Consider the following 18684-nt stretch of genomic DNA (forward strand, 5'->3'; position numbering starts at 1 on the left):
CACTAAATTTTAAGGAAATTATCCAAAAGCTGATGCCCTTGCTGGCTAAGAATGCTCTCTGGGTGAAACTGCACGCCTTCAAGCGGCAGTGAGCGATGACGGATCCCCATAATCTCATCTCGCTTGCCTTCATGTTCGCTCCAGGCTGTAACCTCAAAGCAATCGGGTAGCGAAGCTGCATCAATGATAAGTGAATGATAGCGAGTCACCGTCAAGGGCTGAGCGAGCCCCGCAAAAACACCTGTATTGCTGTGCGCAATCGCAGAGGTTTTTCCATGCATAACCTGCCGTGCCCGCACCACACGCGCGCCGAACGCCTGCCCCATCGCCTGATGGCCAAGACACACGCCCAGAATAGGCAATTTATCGGCAAAGTAATGAATTGCAGTCAGTGAAATGCCCGCCTCATCCGGCGTGCAAGGACCCGGTGAAATCACCAATCGCTCAGGCGCAAGCTGTTCAATCTCACGCAGCGTCAGTTCATCATTACGCTTCACCACGACCTGTGCGCCAAGCTCACAAAAGTATTGGTAAAGGTTGTAGGTAAAGGAGTCGTAGTTATCGATAATTAGCAGCATATTTTACTTAAGTTATTTATAAATAATGAAAATTTATAATTTAAACACCCTTTTGATGCCCGCTGTAATACCCGCAATTCTCTTCAATACCTTCTTATTGGGCTAAAACGGAAAAACCATTGTACCCATCTCCGGCATGAAAGGGGTGTGTCAGATGCATGACACAGTGGTTGAGGCGCATGTCTCAGGGGATAATGGGGTCTTCGGCTGCGGTATGGAAGCCGCTCTCTGAGTGGGTACAGTAAGCCCACAGCAATGTTGGGATTGAAGTAAAGTAGTCAAAACAACCTTCATCATCACGCTCGCAATGACGTTCAAACTACCCGGTGATATCTGCTTTCAAAGACTGGCAGATTTACCACACGCAACTGAGCATGTTTTTCCTTGCAGGCTACGGAAGTGTTTGTGGTCGCCCGAAGGAATTTCTCACAGGTCACTCGTATCATCCCGATACTGGAAATATTGGTGGCTGTCATCGACAGCAGGGTTTTACGGTCAAAAATACTACACATTTTTTGCAGATTCCAAGCGCTTTGACTCTGCATAAAAAGCGAGCAATCTAGCACTAAGTGCTATAGTTAAGGTGACAGGATGTCGGCCTGATGCGTGTATTCAAAACCAAATGGTTTACTAAGGCAGCTAAATCCCACGCCATCAAGGATAGCGAGTTATGTGAAGCTATTGAGGCGGTGATGCAGGGTAAAGCTGACGATCTCGGCGGCGGCGTTTATAAAAAGCGGCTGAACCAGAATCGCGATCGCGCCATCATATTGGCGAAAGGTGGACAGCACTGGTTTTATACGTTCCTGTATGTCAAGCAGGATATGGCGAACATTGATAATCGCGAACTGGCCGGATTCCGCGAGTTGGCGAAGCACTACGCAACCCTTGCCGATGAAAAGATTACGGCACTTATTAAGAGTAAAGAACTGGTGGAGATTTGCCATGACCGCAAAAAGTAAATTCAAGAGTCCTGCATTTGAGGCTATCCACAGCGCGGCTTCTGGATTATTCAGCGTCGACGCTATCCCTCAGGAAACTATGCGTAACTTTGACAAAGCGTGCCTCAACAATGTGGACGATCTTCAACCTCTTGAGATTAAGGCGCTACGTGAGAAGCTAAACGTCAGCCAGCCAGTTTTCGCCCGCTACCTGAACACCAGTGTTTCAACGGTACAAAAGTGGGAAAGCGGCGTAAAACGCCCTAGTGGGTTGTCGCTGAAACTGCTTACCGTGGTGCAGAAGCATGGGTTAAAGGTGTTGGTTTGATTGATTGGGCTGGTTATTTTGGGAGATAGATTAACGGTCTGCTATGTTACAGAAGCAGACGTCTCTAACATCATGATATGCCTAAAATCAGGGAGCAGGTCAGCCCAATTTCAAGTTTTTGTTTTCACCCTGTATGGGTATGAAATACTGAGGTGAAAGTCCTCTGCAGGAAGAGTGCCGTTGTTAATTTGTTCGATATTGATTAAGCAACAAGCACAATCGTTAAACGTCATCCAGGATAAAGGCTAACGATGACTTAAACCCTATAATTCACTTCATTTCCCATTAGAAAAACCTAACCGTTATGCCTCACTCACATCCTTATTCACATAAACCGTGAAGCCGTCTGGTTTTAAATCAGGATGATCAATTGAAATGTCATTTATCACTTTACCCGTTAGCGTATAAATTAAATGCCCAGCAACATGCCGGCACTTTTCATACTCTTCCTGAGGCAATTCAGTTTTCAGCACCGCTAATTCTGCTTTGACTTGTTCGATAAGAATAATTGATTTATCAATTAAACTTGATGCGATTTTTTTATCTGAGATGAACATCTCACCATCCTAATAGTGTGTTTGAAAATAGCTTCCATGCATTCTAATAACTTTACCCTCCACACATTAAACAGTCAAGAAAAAACCTATCTTGTCAACAAAAAATATGTGGCGAAAATATTTATGCAGATAAACGGTTGCAACACATCGCCAGCCTCCCTCTTTTTAGTTATTTTTAGCGCTCCACAACAGCGAGCGGCAATCTTCAACGGCACAACGTCTCTACAAACATAGGAAAATCGGGGCTATGTATTTACACGATGTCAGAACATAAAGTTAGCATGATAATAATTACATAGATCACAAATAATTTATTTCCGTAATAGCCATCTTTATTAATAGGCCTTATTTATTATATTCATTACAGCAAACGATTAGACTGAAATTATTTTTAACAAAAAAACAATAACCATAAAAACTCATGAATTAATTAATTTTTTGAAAAAGGAAGAGGGTAACCAGGTAAAAAAACCTTCCCATTGATATTTATTTTTAATTTTTGATGACGATCACAATTGCTAATACAGCGAATAAACCACGCATATGAAATGGATAAAAATAAAGAATCCAGATTGAATAAACAAACATTAAAAAATAAATGCATGATTTTAAACAATTTAATTGGAAATTGGTTTCTATTTAAAAATAATATACCCAAATCCGCTAAGTTATCCTATTTTATTTAACTAATATATTTAACGCCCCATCTTGTATTGTTTATTTTTTCTGTTAACACTTATCTAGGCTTTATAGACAAACCTTAATTTCATTTTTGTTGAAACAGCCTTTCTTATTACACAGGGTGTGTAGTGATAAATACCCAAAAAAATCTATGTCAAGGAGAGTACACAATGAAATACCTACTGCCTTCTGCAGCCGCTGGGCTGTTGCTGCTTGCTGCCCAACCTACAATGGCGGCAAACACGGGAGGTTATGCCACCACGGACGGCGGCGACATTTCCGGTGCGGTGAAAAAGACGGCGCGTTCTCTGCAAGAGATCGTCGATATCATTGAGGCTGCGAAAAAAGACTCAAGCGGTAAAGCGGTCAAAGGGGGTGCCTACCCGCTCATTATTACCTACAACGGCAATGAAGATGCGCTAATCAAAGCCGCCGAAGCCAACATCTGCGGCCAATGGAGCAAAGATCCACGCGGTGTGGAAATCAAGGAGTTCACCAAGGGGATCACCATCCTCGGAACCAACGGTTCTTCCGCAAACTTTGGTATCTGGATTGTAAACTCTTCCAACGTTGTCGTGCGTAACATGCGCTTCGGCTATATGCCGGGTGGCGCAAACGATGGTGATGCTATCCGTATTGATAACTCTCCGAACGTCTGGATCGACCACAACGAGATCTTCGCCAAGAACTTCGAATGTGCCGGTACACCAGACAACGATACGACTTTTGAATCCGCTGTCGATATCAAGAAAGCCTCAACCAACGTCACGGTATCCTACAACTATATCCATGGCGTGAAAAAAGTGGGTCTGAGCGGTTCCAGCAACACGGATACGGGTCGTAACCTGACTTATCATCACAATATTTATAGCGATGTTAACTCACGTCTGCCGCTGCAACGTGGTGGCCAGGTTCACGCGTACAACAACCTGTATGATGGCATCAAAAGTTCAGGCTTTAACGTTCGTCAGAAAGGAATCGCACTGATCGAAAGCAACTGGTTTGAAAATGCGCTCAACCCAGTGACCGCACGTAATGATGACTCCAACTTCGGGACCTGGGAACTGCGTAACAACAACATTACCAGCCCATCTGATTTTGCTAAATACAACATCACCTGGGGTAAGCCATCCACACCACACATCAATGCGGATGACTGGAAGAGCACGGGCAAATTCCCTGCTCTCCCGTATAGCTACTCACCGGTTTCCGCACAGTGCGTGAAGGATAAACTGGCAAGCTACGCTGGCGTAGGTAAAAACCTGGCAGTGCTGACAGCCGCTAACTGTAAATAAAGGCGGTCAGGCTTTTCCCGTCATATGAATGACAGGAAGTCATCAGCCTGAACTTCCCGCAGCGGTGTCTCTTCATGAAGAGACACGACTCTACCCGAGCGAGCTCTAAGAGCTCGCTCATTTTTTATGGCAACCTGCACATAAGCGTGAATACCTATTTCTTAAAGAGAGAACAATTAAATACCAGGCTAATTATTTATAAATTAATCAATAGATTTATTGATCAATAAAAACCAGTCATTAATTAATGATTAAATAATAAAAAGCATAATGACTCATCAAAACGGAATTAATTAATAATTTGATCAGCATCAACTATTTTCAACACGACCATCTCAATGAGGGAATTTGACTTATTTGTTGATGTCGCTCACAGTTACTACCTCTATCAAAATCTCTCTATCACAGAATAAAAAACGAAATATAATTTTATTTTTCATAAAAACGCCTAATGTTATAATTTTAGAAAAAATGAAAAAACATTACCACTTGAAATAGGAGGTTATTAATCACCAATATTGCCAATGTTATTCAATCGATACATTTAACATCTAAATATTGAATTATTTTATTTTTATGGTAACACTTAATTGGGATTTCAATAAACCTTGATTTCATTTTTATTGAAACACCACAATAATATAATCTGGGTTATGTGGATCATTTATACCCAAAAAATTCAATTCCAAGGAGAGTACCTTAATGAAATACCTACTGCCTTCTGCAGCCGCTGGGCTGTTATTACTTGCAGCCCAACCGACGATGGCGGCAAATACGGGCGGTTACGCTACCACTGATGGTGGTGACGTTGCCGGAGCCGTGAAAAAAACTGCACGCTCCATGCAAGACATCATTGATATCATCGAAGCCGCTAAGCTGGATTCCAATGGTAAGAAAGTCAAAGGGGGCGCTTACCCGCTCGTCATCACCTATAACGGTAATGAAGATGCGTTGATTAAAGCCGCAGAGAACGATATCTGCGGTCAGTGGAAGAAAGACGCACGCGGTGTGGAAATCAAAGAGTTTACCAAAGGAATTACCATCATCGGAACCAACGGATCTTCCGCCAACTTCGGGATCTGGCTGACGAAATCATCCGATGTTGTCATCCGTAATATGCGTTTTGGCTACATGCCGGGCGGCGCGCAGGACGGCGATGCGATTCGTATCGATAACACGCCGAACGTCTGGATTGACCACAACGAAATCTTCGCGAAAAACTTTGAATGCGCAGGCACAAAAGACGGTGACACCACATTCGAATCCGCGATTGATATCAAGAAAGCCTCAACCAATGTCACCGTGTCGTACAACTACATTCACGGCATCAAGAAAGTGGGTCTGAGCGGCTTCAGCAGCAGCGATACGGGCCGTGACCTGACTTACCATCACAATATTTACGACGACGTTAACGCTCGCCTCCCACTGCAACGTGGCGGTAAAGTTCACGCCTACAACAACCTGTATACCGGCATCACCAGTTCTGGCCTGAATGTGCGCCAGAATGGGATTGCGCTGATCGAACGTAACTGGTTCGAAAATGCGAAAAACCCGGTGACCTCACGCTACGACGGTTCCAACTTCGGTACCTGGGATCTGCGTAATAACAACGTCATGAGCCCAGCTGACTTCACAAAATACAACATCACCTGGGATAAAGATACCAAGCCCTACGTGAATGCTGAAGACTGGAAGAGCACAGGCACGTTCCCTTCTCTTCCTTACAGCTACTCTCCGGTTTCAGCACAGTGCGTGAAGGATAAACTGGCGAACTATGCTGGCGTGGGCAAAAACCTTGCCGTCCTGACGGCAGCAAGCTGTAACTAATTGCTAAGTGTAAACGTAAATAAGCGAACTTCAGGCTCCGCCCCTCATCGTCCTGTGCTAGCAGGAGCCTGCAAGTGAGTTTAACGCCCGTCAGTTTATTGTTTGGGCCGCACTTGAGCGAGCACTTAGGGCTCGCTCATTTTTATCGTTACTATTCAAGGAAATGAAATGAAACGTTCTCTTCTGTTTGCCGCACTGTTCAGCACTGGATTCGTATTCAGTGTCGGCATACCAATGGTTAGCGCCGCCACGCCGGCAGCACCAGAGTTGAAAGGATTCGGGACCGATACCGTCGCAGGCAGCGGTGGGCGTATTATTCGCGTCACAACGCTGGCCTCTTCCGGAGCCGGTTCACTTCGGGAAGCGCTGGCCGCCAAAGGACCGCGCATTATTGTTTTTGAGGTTGGCGGGATTATCGACCTGAACAAAAGTGACCTTCGGTTAACGGAACCGTTTGTCACCATTGCGGGTCAGACCGCGCCTTCTCCCGGCATCACCATCATTCGCGGTGGAATGGGCATTAGCACGCATGATGTGCTCATGCAGCACATCCGTTTTCGCATCGGCGATGCCGGTACGGGTAAAAAAAGCGGCTTTGAACGCGATGTTTCAATCAACGGTAAAGATGCCTACAACGTCGTGATCGATCACTCGAGTTTTGCGTGGGGAACAGATGAGAACCTGTCTATTTCCGGCCCACGCTACGATGGGCCGCAGGGCACTGCACACCGTATCACGCTTTCAAATAACATCATTGCTGAAGGCCTATACGACTCAGCGCATACCAAAGGCATTCACTCAATGGGCACGTTGGTTCACGATAACGTGACCGACGTGGCAATTGTGGGCAACCTGTACGCCCACAACAATGAACGCAACGCTTGGTTCAAGGCTGGTTCAACGGGCGTTATGGCCAATAACCTGATCTACAATCCCGGTATTTGGGGTATTCGCGTTGGCGGAGTCAAAGGCGAGTGGGAAGGGAAAACCATGCCAGCCAGCCCACGCGTTTCCGTTGCGGGTAACGTAATGCACTACGGTGCGAATACCAAAGCCGGTTTAGGACTCGTAGGCAGTAACAGCTCCGGAGATGTCTGGATGTCAGACAACCTCGCTTACGATGCCAACGGAAAAGCGGCACCACAAACCTGGGGCAGCGGGATTAACTTACTCAAGGTTTCCCCTATTTGGCCTTCAGGCTTAACGGCAGCATCCGCCAGCGCCACCACCAATCAGGTGCTGCAAAGCGCAGGCGCACGCCCCAAAGATCGTGATGCAGTCGATAAACGTATCGTGGACAATTTCAAACAGCGGAAAGGCAGTTTCGTGAACAGCCAGGAAGAGGTTGGCGGTTATCCTGTTGCGACGGCAACCTACCGTCAGTTGAACGTGCCGAGCACCGGCGTGGATGCCTGGCTACAGCAGATGGCAAAAGCGCTGGAATAACACAGTCGTTAATACGTGAAGATCGAAAAGGGCCACATCAGTGGCCCTTTTCGTCTTCTCAGCTCTTGTCTATCTCACCACTCAGGGCAGCACTTTCGCGGACTGAATCACGATAGGCGTAGTCGGCACATTCTGGTAAGGCCCGATGTTCTTCGTTGGTACCTGAGAGATCTTATCTACCACTTCCATCCCCTTCACCACTTTACCGAACACGGCGTAGCCAAAATCACGCTGGCCGTGATCGAGGAAGGCATTGTCAGCGACGTTGATAAAGAACTGGCTGGTCGCGCTATCTTTTTCTGCGGTACGCGCCATCGCGATCGTACCACGCTGGTTACGCAGGCCGTTGTCGGCTTCATTTTTGATCGGCGCATTCGTCGCTTTTTGGCTCATTTCGCCAGAAAAGCCACCGCCCTGCACCATAAAACCAGGGATGACACGGTGAAATGTCGTCCCGTTATAAAAACCATTGTTAACGTACTCGACGAAATTTTTTACCGAAACGGGTGCTTTTTGATTATCTAAAGACAGTTCGATATTGCCCGCAGACGTCGTCAACAGCACACGCGTGGTGGTGTTGGAAGCCGCAAAGGCCGGAGAGAATGCCGTCAGTGAAATAAGGGCTGCCGCGGCAACCAGAGTACGTTTGAACATGCGAATTCCTTTTTGAAGAGGCTGACTACACAAAGCGTAATGATTGTAAGTATCCACATCCTTCAACGCTACCCATTTACCTTTTTTTACGTATAAAAGTCTGTTCGTAACCAACTGTGAACGAAAACCTGCACATTAAGATAAAAAAAGGGCCGATTGCCCGGCCCTCATAATGTTAATTATCGCAAAGCGTACCTAGCCCATACGCTCCGAGCGCACCGCCAGATCGCGGCTATACTGACGGCTGGCATCCACCAGCATTGAGGTATACGCATCCTTCGGCACATCACTGGTCAGGTCGTCGGTTTCCAGCGTTTCCAGTATCTTGCCGTACTGCATCACCGCCACTTTATGACACAAATGGGAAATCACGCCCAAGTCATGTGTCACCATCAGGTAGGTCAGCTTTTCCTGCTGCTGCAACTCCATAAGCAGGTTGAGAATTTCCGCCTGCACCGACACATCCAGCGCCGACGTCGGCTCATCCAGCAGCAGTACCCTTGGCTCCAGAATCAGCGCACGGGCAATTGCCACACGCTGACGCTGCCCGCCCGAAAGCTGGTGCGGGTAGCGGCGGCGGAAGTGCGTTCCCAGCCCCACTTTCTCCAGCAAGGTATCGATACGATCGTCACGATCGTCAAAGCGATGGATCGACAGCGGTTCTTCCAGAATCGACTCTACGGTATGACGGGGATGCAGCGATCCGTATGGATCCTGGAACACCATCTGCACCTGGCGACAGCGAGCCTGATCGATCCGGTGCGCCAGTTTTTTCCCGCCAATCAGCAGCGTGCCTTCCCAATGGTTAAACAGCCCAGCCAGACACTTCAGCACCGTGGTTTTGCCGGAGCCCGATTCCCCCACCAGACCAAAGATATCGCCATCGTTGACGGTGAGGTTCACATCGTACAACACCTGATTCTTCGCGCTGCCATGACCAAAAGAGAGATTCAGGTTATTCACTTCGATCATCGGCTTACGCTGACGCATTGCTTCAGTTGCCATGCTTATCCCCTTTATCCGTTGATCCAGGCAGGATCGCGATTCATCACCGGCAAACGCGGACGGCGATGATCGATATCCGGCAGTGAATTTAGCAACCCACGCGTGTACGGATGCTGCGCGTTGTCGAGATCGGCCGCGGCGATAGACTCCACGACGCGCCCGGCATACATCACCAGCACACGATCGCAGAAGCTGCGTACCAGATTGATGTCGTGACTAATGAAAATCAGCCCCAGACCGCGCTCGCTCACCAAATCGTCCAACATTGCCAGCACCTGCAAACGCACGGACACATCCAGCGCGGAGGTCGGTTCATCGGCAATCACGATTTCAGGTTCAGTAATCAGCATCATCGCAATCATGATGCGCTGCCCCTGCCCGCCCGAGATTTCATGAGGGTACAGATTGTAGACGCGCTCTGGTTGGCGAATCCGCACCACGTCCAGCATCGCCATGACCTTTGCCTTCGCCTCGCGGTGCGACACTTTATGGTGCGCCAGATACGCTTCAGCAATCTGATCGCCAACGCACACCACTGGGTTCAGCGAATATTTAGGGTCCTGCATAATCATGGAAATACGCTTGCCGCGAATCTGACGCATCCGCGCCTCATCCGCTTTCAGCAGGTCGGTATCGCCGAAACGCAATTTGTCTGCCGTAATCCGCGCGCTGTGCGGATGCAGTTGCAGCAGCGCACGGCCGACCGTCGATTTACCGGAGCCAGATTCGCCGACAATCGCCAGCTTTTCACAGCCAAGCCGGAAGGAGACGCCGCGCACGGCATCCGTCACGGCACCACGGTTCACGAAGCTTACCCGCAGATTTTCCACTTCCATCAGGGGCGAGCTTCCCGGCGCACGTTGAGAAGACTTATTCAGTTCTGGGATCGAGGATGTCACGTAGGCCGTCTCCAAGGAAGTTGAACGCTAGGCTGTTAATCAAAATCGCCAGCCCCGGAATAGTTACTAACCACCAGCACTCCATCATGTAACGACGACCCGCAGAGATCATCGCACCCCATTCAGGATCAGGCGGCTGTGCCCCCAACCCCAAAAAGCCCAGACCCGCCGCAGTCAGAATGATGCCCGCCATATTCATGGTGATACGGATAATCACCGACGGCAGACACAGCGGCACAATGTGGTGTAGCAGGATGCGAATAGAAGATGCCCCTTGCAGCTTCACAGCAGAAATAAAGTCCGCGTGACGCAGTGACAGCGTCTCCGCCCTTGCCAGACGGGCAATCGGCGGCCAAGCTGTCAGCGTAATCGCAATCACTACATGCTCCAGACCAGGGCCAAGCGCCGCAACAAACGCCAATGCCAGCACCAGACTGGGGAACGAAATGAAGATATCGGTAATACGCATCAGAATGGTATCGACGATCCCGCCGTAATACCCAGCCACCACGCCCAGCGCCAGCCCGATAGGCCCAACGGTGACGGACACCAGCGCAACGATATACAGCGTGATGCGTGAACCATAGACCAGACGGCTAAACACATCGCGCCCAAACTCATCGGTGCCAAAGTAATGCGCCGCACTCGGGGCCTGTAGCGCGTTAGCCAAATCCTGTACCAGCGGATCGTGCGTCGCAATCCACGGGGCAAAAATGGCGACCAGCATCAACATCAGTACAATCGCAGAACCCATAGCGGTCAGCGGATTACGCAGCATCGTCAAGAGAAACCCGCCAATTCGCGCACCGCGTAACCGCAGACGGCTCACGCGTTTTTCCGGCGGTGTTCGCATTACCGATTCGCGAGTGACCGGCGGCTCAGAGGAAATATTCATGCGTTCGTCCTCGGATCAAAGATTTGATACAACATGTCCGACAGCAGGTTAAGCGTCACGAAGATCAACCCAACCAGCAGCACACAGCCCATCACCGCGTTCATATCCCCCAGCAGCAGGCTGCCTGTCAGATAGGAACCAAAGCCCGGCCATGAGAAAACCGTTTCGATCAGTACCGCCCCTTCCAGCAGCGAGCCATACGCCAGCGCCACTACCGTCAGAAGCTGAACCAGAATATTGCGAAACGCGTGCGCCCAGACGACACGGAACTCCGACAACCCTTTCACGCGAGCGGTAATGATGTATTCCTGCGAAAGCTGCGCCAGCATGAAGCTACGCGTCATACGGCTGATATAGGCCAGCGAGTGGAAACCGAGAATCGTGGCTGGCAACACCAGATGGTTCAGCGCGCTGCGGAACACATCCCACTCACCCGCCAGTAACGAATCCACCAGCAGCAGACCGGTACGGTTTTCCACCAGACCGTCGTAGGCCATATCAACCCGCCCTGCGCCACCGACCCAGTTCAGCCAAGCGTAGAACACCAGCAGCCCCATCATCCCGACCCAGAATATTGGCGTGGAATAACCTGCCAGGCTGATAAAGCGCACCACATAATCCGCCCACTTGCCACGTCGCGCCGCAGCCAGCACGCCTAGCGGCACACCCAAACCGGCTCCGACAATAATCGCCATCGTCGCCAGCTCAACGGTGGCTGGGAAGACGCGGATAATGTCATCCATAACCGGTCGTCCGGTCAGGAGCGCATTGCCCAGATCCCCATGTATCAGCGAGTTAAAGTAAATAAAGAACTGTACATACAGTGGCTTATCCAACCCCAGTTGTTGGTAAACCTGTTGATAGGTACTTTGGTCGGCATCCTGTCCGACAATAGCCAGGACGGGATCGATTGGCATCACGCGGCCGATCACGAAGGTCAGGATTAATAACCCGAACAGCGTGATGATCACCTGAAACAGACGCTTTGCCAAACGACGCAGTATTCCACCCGGCTTGATCCAATCAGAGAAAACCATGTTCTTTCTCCTGATATCCCGGCGAGCGGCGACAGCAAATCACCACTCACGCGGTTATCTCTTTTTAACGTATCTGATCGGGATGATTAGCTGGGAAGTGTCGGCTAATCATCCCGTTTAGCGTGTGGACACTAGCGCTGCTTATATACCTCGCGCAGATGCGTCGTAGAAGACGGATGCGGCACATAGCCTTTCACGTCCTTACGCAACACCACAGAATCGATCATCTGCGACACCGGAATAATGGCCGGGAACAGTTCTTCATAACGATTCTGCACGTTGATATACATCTGCTTCTGTTTCTGAGGATCTTTCTCCAACAGCGCCTGATCGATCATGTCGTTCAGCGGTTTGTCGTAGAAAGAGGTGCGCCAGCCCTGGAAGTTGGTCAGCTTGGCTTCGTCGCTGTTATCCGGGTTATAGACAACAGAACGCAGGCTGGAGTGAGGATGCGGATCGACGCCGCCACCGCCGCGGCCAACCAGCATATCAAAGTTACGATCGCGCATTGCGCCGTAAACCTGATTACCGGTGCCGGAGATGATTTTGGCTTTGATGCCCGCCTGTGCCAGCGTGGACTGTACCGATGTCGCCAGATTCAGGAACGGCTGGTCGGACAGAACACGCAGCGTGGTTTCAAATCCATTCGGGTAGCCCGCTTCGGCCAGCAGTGCCTTGGCGCGTGGCACGTCTAGCTTGTAGCCAGGATCCGGCAACGTCGCATCCATTCCTTTCTGGATAGGACGCTGATGATAGAAACCATAGCCAGGCATCACCGTCTTATTAACGCCGTCATAATCAATCAGGTAACGAACCGCTTCACGTACTTTCGGTTTGGCGAAGTATTCGTTCTTCAGGCTCATGGCAACGTAGTACAGCGTGCCTTTTTGCACCTCATCAACCACCACGTCTTTATCTTGTTTCAAGGCATTGATATCCGGCACCGACATGCCAGAGGCCACGTCAATATCGCCTTTTTCAATCATCAGGCGCAGCGCCTGTGATTCAGTCATGTGACGGAAAATCACGCGACGCATTTTCGCATCGCCCTGCCAATTGTTCTCAACTTTGCTGATGCGCAGCACGTCTTTCGCCTGCCACACATCTAGCTTGAACGGGCCAGAACCTGCTTCGTTCGTGGTCAACCAGCCGTTACCCCAGTCGCCGTTTTTCTCATGCTGCATGACCGTTTTGCTATCCAGCACCGAGCCGCTACCCAGCGTTGCCAGCGAGTAGATCACCAGTTTTGGGTCGTTCGGTTTTGGCAGTTCGATTTCAACGGTGTGCGCGTCTTTGGCACGGATCATTTTCTCCACGTTTTCCGCGGTGAAGCCGTAGGATTTCCACGTCGTCGCTTGCGCCATGTTGAGGTTAAGCAGACGCTTCATCGACCAGGCGAAGTCTTGCGCCGTGACGGGGTTACCGGAGTGGAATTTGGCGTTATCCACCAGATTGAAAGTAATGACCTTACCGTCATCACTGACACTCCAACTTTTCGCCAGAGAAGGCTGAATGTTACTCAGGTTGGCAGGATCCAGCACCACCAGCGAGTCATAGAGGTTGACGATAATGCCCACCACCTCGTTACCGGTCATGGCGGCCGGATCGAGTGAGAGCATGTTGTTCATATTCATCCCGACAATCAGCTGATCGTCAGGCGTTTTTGCCGATAGAATGGCCGGCGTCGCGGCCATGCAGAGTGAACCTAACAGCAGGGTACGGAGTATTGCTCGTGCTTTCATCGTTATTCTCCAAGGTGTGGGAGCATGGAAGACGACAACTTTTTATTTTTTAGGTAAGGCTATCTTTCAGATCGAACAAAAAACCATTCATACAACAGTTATTCTTTACTCAGGGTATGCTCCTCAATCCAATCAAAATTGATATCTTCTCCTAGCCCTGGACGTTGCGGCAGATGCACAAAGCCCTCGTCATCCATCGGGTCGACAATCGAATTCAGATACGCTGCGGGTTCGTCGTAATCGAGGAAAGGATGCAGCAGACCGCGCTCATACCAGCGGCAGTTTTTGATCGCCCCAACGACGTTAAGGTTTGGCGCACCGTTACCGTGAACTTCGCAGTCCATACCGAAGGATTCCGCCAGGCTAGCGACCTTCATACACGGCCAGAGACCGCCCACGCCCTGCACGCCCGCGCGTAAAATGTCGCATGCGCCTTCTTTAACCCAGTCAGCACGGCTGAAGTATTTGCCTGACAGACTTTCCGGCCCGATGACATCGATATCCAAGCTCTTGGTCAGCCAGCTGTAGGACGCCATGCTCTGTTCTTCCATCGGTTCTTCAAACCAGGTGAAATCGAGCTTTTGCAGTTCACGGCCGATATACAGCGCATCGCTACGGCTGTACCAATGGTAGCCATCCAGCATCAGGCAGATGTCCGGGCCGACGGCTTCGCGTACTGCGGCACAGGCTTTCACGTCGATCTTCGGGCTTGGCGCGAACGATACTGGCGGCATCCAGGTGTGCAACTTGATGGCTTTATAGCCGCGCTGCACCAGCTTTTCGGCGAACTGGCCGTATTCTTCTGGCGTCGATAAGCCACCTTCCAGCTCATCACCACACATGGTGCTGCCGTAGGCAGGGACTTTTTCACGATAGCCGCCGAGCAGTTTGTGCACCGGCATGTTCAGCACGCGGCCTTGCAGATCCCACAATGCGGACTCCACAATCGACAGCGCGCGATCGGTCAGTTGGTTGGCGCTACCGCGTTGCCAATGCACCAGATCCTGCCAGAGGCGTTCACGGTCGAAGGGGTTCTGCCCAATCAGCACTTTGCGGAAGAACGCATTAACAATATGAGGACGGATCACTTCCGGCGGCGCGAAAGCGTAACCTTTTTGGCCGTCATCTGCCGTGATGGTTAACAGCGCCATCTTCGCCTGATTTTCAGGCCCTGGGTGTGAATGACCCGCACTGTCGGAAACCCGGCGTGTGGGATAAGTGAAGACGGTGACATCAATTGATTCTATTTTCACGTTGTTACCTGCCTTGATGTTTAACACAACTCATGTACAAGATTTGCGACTAAATAATTAAAGAATAACGGTAATGACGGTGTCGGGACGAGTAGATAAAAAGCGCCTATCTCTCTGGTACGACCTTATAAGTCGATCACTGTCACAGAATAGAAATATCATGCTAATTAAAAAAAAATGGCGTTTTATTTTCAATTATTAAGGTTGTTACGCCGTTAGTCATTAGGCAATTTCTTCCATATGACGAAATTATGTCGCCGATAATTGTGCAATCGCACATAAATCTGTGAGCGCTATCACCAGAAAATTTCATATCCTTATTAAACAAATGGATAATTCCTTAGTTTTATTTTTAAGCAGCACAGGCGCACGAATGATTAACGAGGAGGACGATTATGCTGATAGCGGATTGGCCGCTAATCAGTCGGCTTCTGACCAAAAGCGTGCTATAGATCCCATTTTTGCCAGTCCCAAAAACTCCAACAAAAACCAAGACTTAATAAAAAACAAACAAAATCATAAAGATACTCATAAAGTAGTATATAAAAGACTATTTGATGCACATCAATAAGCATCCCCTCTGGAGCGATAAGGTAACCTCAGAAAAAGCAATTTTGAGGCAAAAATGAACAAAATCAGACTCGCTGTTATCGGTAACGGGATGGTCGGCCACCGTTTTATCGAAGAGTTGCTGGATAAGGCCCCAACGTCCACCTACGAGATTACCGTTTTTTGTGAAGAACCCCGTGTCGCCTACGATCGTGTCCACCTCTCTTCTTACTTCGCGCACCACACGGTAGAAGAGCTTTCCTTAGTACGCGAAGGCTATTACGAAAAAAATGGCGTTAACGTCTTGCTCGGTGAACGCGCCATCACCATCAACCGCAGTGAAAAAGCCATTCACTCCAATTCCGGTCGTACCGTGTATTACGACAAGCTCATCATGGCCACCGGCTCCTACCCTTGGATCCCTGCTATTAAAGGCTCAAACGGGCAAGACTGTTTTGTCTACCGCACCATTGAAGATCTCAACGCCATCGAAAACTGCGCCCGCCGCAGTAAACGCGGCGCGGTGATCGGTGGGGGCCTGTTAGGTCTGGAAGCGGCAGGCGCCCTGAAACACCTCGGCGTGGAAACGCACGTTATTGAGTTCGCCCCCGTGCTCATGGCCGAACAGCTGGATGCGCAGGGTGGCACTCTGCTGCAACGCAAGATTGAAAACATGGGTGTGCGCGTACACACCAGCAAGAATACGCAGGCCATCCAGCATTCCGGACTGGAAAGCCGCAAAACGATGGTGTTTGCCGACGGCAGCACGCTGGAAGTCGATTTTATTGTGTTCTCTACCGGCATCCGCGCGCAGGACAAACTGGCGCGCCAGTGTGCGCTGGAAATTGGTCCACGCGGCGGTATCGCGATTAACGACTGGTGCCAGACGTCCGATCCCGATGTCTACGCCATCGGCGAATGTGCCGCCTGGCAAGGTAGACCATTCGGTCTGGTCGCGCCCGGCTACAAGATGGCGCAGGTTGCCGTCGATCACCTGTTAGGCCATGAAAACCGCTTCCAGGGTGCTGATATGAGCGCCAAGCTAAAGCTGATGGGTGTCGATGTCGGCGGGATTGGCGACGCACACGGCCATACGCCAGGTTCCCGCAGCTACATGTGGCTGGATGAAAACAAAGAAACCTACAAACGTTTGATCGTCAGCGCCGACAATAAAACGCTGCTCGGTGCCGTACTGGTCGGCGACACGCGGGATTATGGCAACCTGCTGCAATTCATGCTGAACAAAATCCCGCTGCCGGATTCCCCCGAAGCACTGATTCTTCCTGCGTCCGCTGGCAGTGCGAAACCAACGCTGGGTGTCGATGCGCTGCCAGAAAGCGCCCAAATCTGCTCCTGCTTCGACGTCTCCAAAGGCGACATCATCAAAGCGATTAACGGCGGCTGTCACACCGTTGCGGCCATTAAGGAAACCACCAAAGCCGGTACGGGCTGTGGCGGCTGTATCCCGCTGATCACGCAGGTGTTGAATGCGGAACTCAGCAAACAGGGGATTGAAGTCAATAATCACCTGTGCGAGCACTTCGCCTATTCGCGCCAGGAGCTGTACCACCTGATCCAAATCGAGAAAATCAAAACGTTCGATCAACTGCTGGAGAAACACGGTTCAGGCTACGGCTGTGAGGTCTGTAAACCGACCGTGGCATCCCTGCTGGCTTCCTGCTGGAATGAATACGTGCTCAAACCACAGCACACGCCGCTACAGGATTCCAACGATAACTTCCTCGGCAACATCCAAAAAGACGGCACGTACTCCGTGATCCCACGCTCCGCAGGCGGAGAAATCACACCGGATGGTCTGATCGCCATCGGTCGCATCGCGAAGCAATATAACCTGTACACCAAAATGACCGGCTCTCAGCGCATGGCGTTATTTGGCGTGCAGAAAGACGATTTGCCGGACGTATGGGCTCGGCTCATCGAAGCCGGGTTTGAAACCGGACACGCTTACGCCAAGGCGTTGCGTATGGCAAAAACCTGCGTCGGCAGCACCTGGTGCCGCTTTGGCGTCGGCGACAGCGTGGGCTTTGGCGTCGAGCTGGAAAACCGCTACAAAGGCATCCGCACCCCACACAAAATGAAATTTGGCGTCTCCGGCTGTACGCGGGAATGTGCAGAAGCACAGGGTAAGGACGTGGGGATTATCGCCACCGAAAAAGGCTGGAACCTCTATGTATGCGGCAATGGCGGGATGAAACCGCGCCACGCCGACCTGCTGGCAGCCGACTTAGACCGCGAAACGGTCATCCGCTATCTGGACCGCTTCATGATGTTCTATATCCGCACAGCCGATAAGCTCCAGCGAACCTCCGTCTGGCTGGATAATCTCGAAGGCGGTATCGACTATCTGCGCAACGTGATTGTGAAAGATAAACTGGGCATTAACGATCAACTTGAATCCGATATCGCACGGCTGCGCGAAGGCTATGTCTGTGAATGGCAGGCGACGCTGGAATCCCCGGAAGCACAGAAACGTTTTACCCACTTCATTAACAGCCCAGAACGTGACCCAAACGTGCAAATGGTCAGTGAACGTCAACAACATCGTCCGGCACGCCCTGCAGAGCGTATTCCGGTGAAACAAATTGAACTGGAGGGGGAAAACGCATGAGCCAGTGGACAACCGTATGTAAGTTAGACGACATCCTGCCCGGCACCGGCGTTTGCGCACTCGTCGAACAGCAGCAAATCGCCGTGTTCCGGCCTCGTAACGACGAGCAAGTTTACGCCATCAGCAATATCGATCCATTCGCGCAGGCTAGCGTCTTAAGCCGTGGCATACTGGCCGAACATCATGAGGAGCTTTGGGTAGCAAGCCCATTGAAAAAACAGCATTTTCGCCTCTATGATGGCTTCTGTCTGGAGGATGGAGCCTATTCTGTCGCGGCATATGATGCTCAGGTAACCAACGGTCATGTGCAAATATCCATCGCAGAACGTGATATTGCGGTTGATAATAGCCAACCATTACCTTAATGA

General features: G+C 50.3%; 17 protein-coding genes. 8 read left to right on the plus strand and 9 right to left on the minus strand.

Features of this window, described 5'->3' with window-relative positions; genetic code table 11:
• Window positions 1–2 precede the first annotated feature (2 nt).
• Window positions 3–578: an aminodeoxychorismate synthase component II gene (locus tag H0247_RS14870; RefSeq protein ID WP_180743235.1), complete on the minus strand. Its 576-nt coding sequence runs from the start codon at window positions 576–578 to the stop codon at window positions 3–5.
• 602 nt (window positions 579–1180) lie between these two features.
• Between H0247_RS14870 and H0247_RS14875 the strand changes: the two genes are divergently transcribed.
• Together H0247_RS14875 and H0247_RS14880 are read left to right on the plus strand one after the other, a co-directional pair.
• Window positions 1181–1540: a type II toxin-antitoxin system RelE/ParE family toxin gene (locus H0247_RS14875; protein ID WP_180743236.1), complete on the plus strand. Its 360-nt coding sequence runs from the start codon at window positions 1181–1183 to the stop codon at window positions 1538–1540.
• Window positions 1524–1847 carry a DNA-binding transcriptional regulator gene (locus tag H0247_RS14880; RefSeq protein ID WP_039277278.1) on the plus strand — a complete coding sequence of 108 codons (324 nt, stop codon included), beginning with the start codon at window positions 1524–1526 and terminating at the stop codon, window positions 1845–1847. Before H0247_RS14875 ends, H0247_RS14880 begins: the two co-directional genes overlap by 17 nt.
• A 302-nt stretch (window positions 1848–2149) precedes the next feature.
• On the opposite strand, the gene H0247_RS14885 is transcribed toward H0247_RS14880, so the two are convergent.
• On the minus strand, window positions 2150–2404 hold the full coding sequence (locus tag H0247_RS14885) for a hypothetical protein (protein WP_180743237.1): 255 nt from the start codon (window positions 2402–2404) through the stop codon (window positions 2150–2152).
• 851 nt (window positions 2405–3255) lie between these two features.
• On the opposite strand from H0247_RS14885, the gene pelA reads away from it, so the two are divergent.
• From pelA to pelZ, 3 genes are all read left to right on the plus strand, one after another.
• A complete protein-coding gene (gene pelA / locus H0247_RS14890) occupies window positions 3256–4380 on the plus strand; it encodes a pectate lyase PelA (RefSeq protein ID WP_180743238.1) in 1125 nt (374 codons plus the stop codon).
• Between the two features lie 702 nt (window positions 4381–5082).
• The gene (pelC, locus tag H0247_RS14895) at window positions 5083–6207 is read left to right on the plus strand and encodes a pectate lyase PelC (protein ID WP_180743239.1); all 1125 of its coding nucleotides are present in this window, start codon (window positions 5083–5085) and stop codon (window positions 6205–6207) included.
• Window positions 6208–6375: 168 nt separating this feature from the next.
• The gene (gene pelZ, locus H0247_RS14900; protein ID WP_180743240.1) at window positions 6376–7653 is read left to right on the plus strand and encodes a pectate lyase PelZ; all 1278 of its coding nucleotides are present in this window, start codon (window positions 6376–6378) and stop codon (window positions 7651–7653) included.
• 81 nt (window positions 7654–7734) lie between these two features.
• Here pelZ and ppiA read toward each other — a convergent pair whose 3' ends face one another.
• From ppiA to H0247_RS14935, 7 genes are all read right to left on the minus strand, one after another.
• Entirely contained in the window at window positions 7735–8307 is a 573-nt protein-coding gene (gene ppiA / locus H0247_RS14905) for a peptidylprolyl isomerase A (protein WP_180743241.1), read from the minus strand.
• A 195-nt stretch (window positions 8308–8502) separates the two neighbouring features.
• The gene (locus H0247_RS14910; RefSeq protein ID WP_180743318.1) at window positions 8503–9279 is read right to left on the minus strand and encodes an ABC transporter ATP-binding protein; all 777 of its coding nucleotides are present in this window, start codon (window positions 9277–9279) and stop codon (window positions 8503–8505) included.
• A gap of 44 nt (window positions 9280–9323) precedes the next feature.
• On the minus strand, window positions 9324–10211 hold the full coding sequence (locus H0247_RS14915; RefSeq protein WP_370463347.1) for an ABC transporter ATP-binding protein: 888 nt from the start codon (window positions 10209–10211) through the stop codon (window positions 9324–9326).
• Window positions 10183–11064, minus strand: coding sequence for an ABC transporter permease (locus H0247_RS14920; RefSeq protein WP_180743319.1), 882 nt, complete (start codon window positions 11062–11064; stop codon window positions 10183–10185). Before H0247_RS14920 ends, H0247_RS14915 begins: the two co-directional genes overlap by 29 nt.
• A gap of 38 nt (window positions 11065–11102) precedes the next feature.
• A complete protein-coding gene (locus H0247_RS14925) occupies window positions 11103–12143 on the minus strand; it encodes an ABC transporter permease (RefSeq protein WP_180743242.1) in 1041 nt (346 codons plus the stop codon).
• Between the two features lie 131 nt (window positions 12144–12274).
• Window positions 12275–13885 (minus strand): ABC transporter substrate-binding protein, encoded by a 1611-nt coding sequence (locus H0247_RS14930; protein ID WP_039466339.1) that lies wholly within the window; start codon window positions 13883–13885, stop codon window positions 12275–12277.
• Between the two features lie 98 nt (window positions 13886–13983).
• Window positions 13984–15138, minus strand: a complete 1155-nt coding sequence (locus H0247_RS14935) for a mandelate racemase family protein (protein WP_180743243.1) — start codon at window positions 15136–15138, stop codon at window positions 13984–13986.
• Between the two features lie 286 nt (window positions 15139–15424).
• On the opposite strand from H0247_RS14935, the gene H0247_RS14940 reads away from it, so the two are divergent.
• The 3 genes from H0247_RS14940 to nirD are packed head-to-tail and all read left to right on the plus strand — an operon-like array spanning window position 15425 to window position 18681.
• Window positions 15425–15709 carry a hypothetical protein gene (locus tag H0247_RS14940; RefSeq protein WP_219606764.1) on the plus strand — a complete coding sequence of 95 codons (285 nt, stop codon included), beginning with the start codon at window positions 15425–15427 and terminating at the stop codon, window positions 15707–15709.
• Between the two features lie 54 nt (window positions 15710–15763).
• Window positions 15764–18316 carry a nitrite reductase large subunit NirB gene (gene nirB / locus H0247_RS14945; protein ID WP_180743244.1) on the plus strand — a complete coding sequence of 851 codons (2553 nt, stop codon included), beginning with the start codon at window positions 15764–15766 and terminating at the stop codon, window positions 18314–18316.
• Window positions 18313–18681: a nitrite reductase small subunit NirD gene (nirD, locus tag H0247_RS14950; protein WP_180743245.1), complete on the plus strand. Its 369-nt coding sequence runs from the start codon at window positions 18313–18315 to the stop codon at window positions 18679–18681. Before nirB ends, nirD begins: the two co-directional genes overlap by 4 nt.
• Window positions 18682–18684: the final 3 nt, after the last annotated feature.

This window comes from Pectobacterium sp. CFBP8739, from assembly GCF_013449375.1.
Taxonomy (GTDB): Bacteria; Pseudomonadota; Gammaproteobacteria; order Enterobacterales; family Enterobacteriaceae; genus Pectobacterium.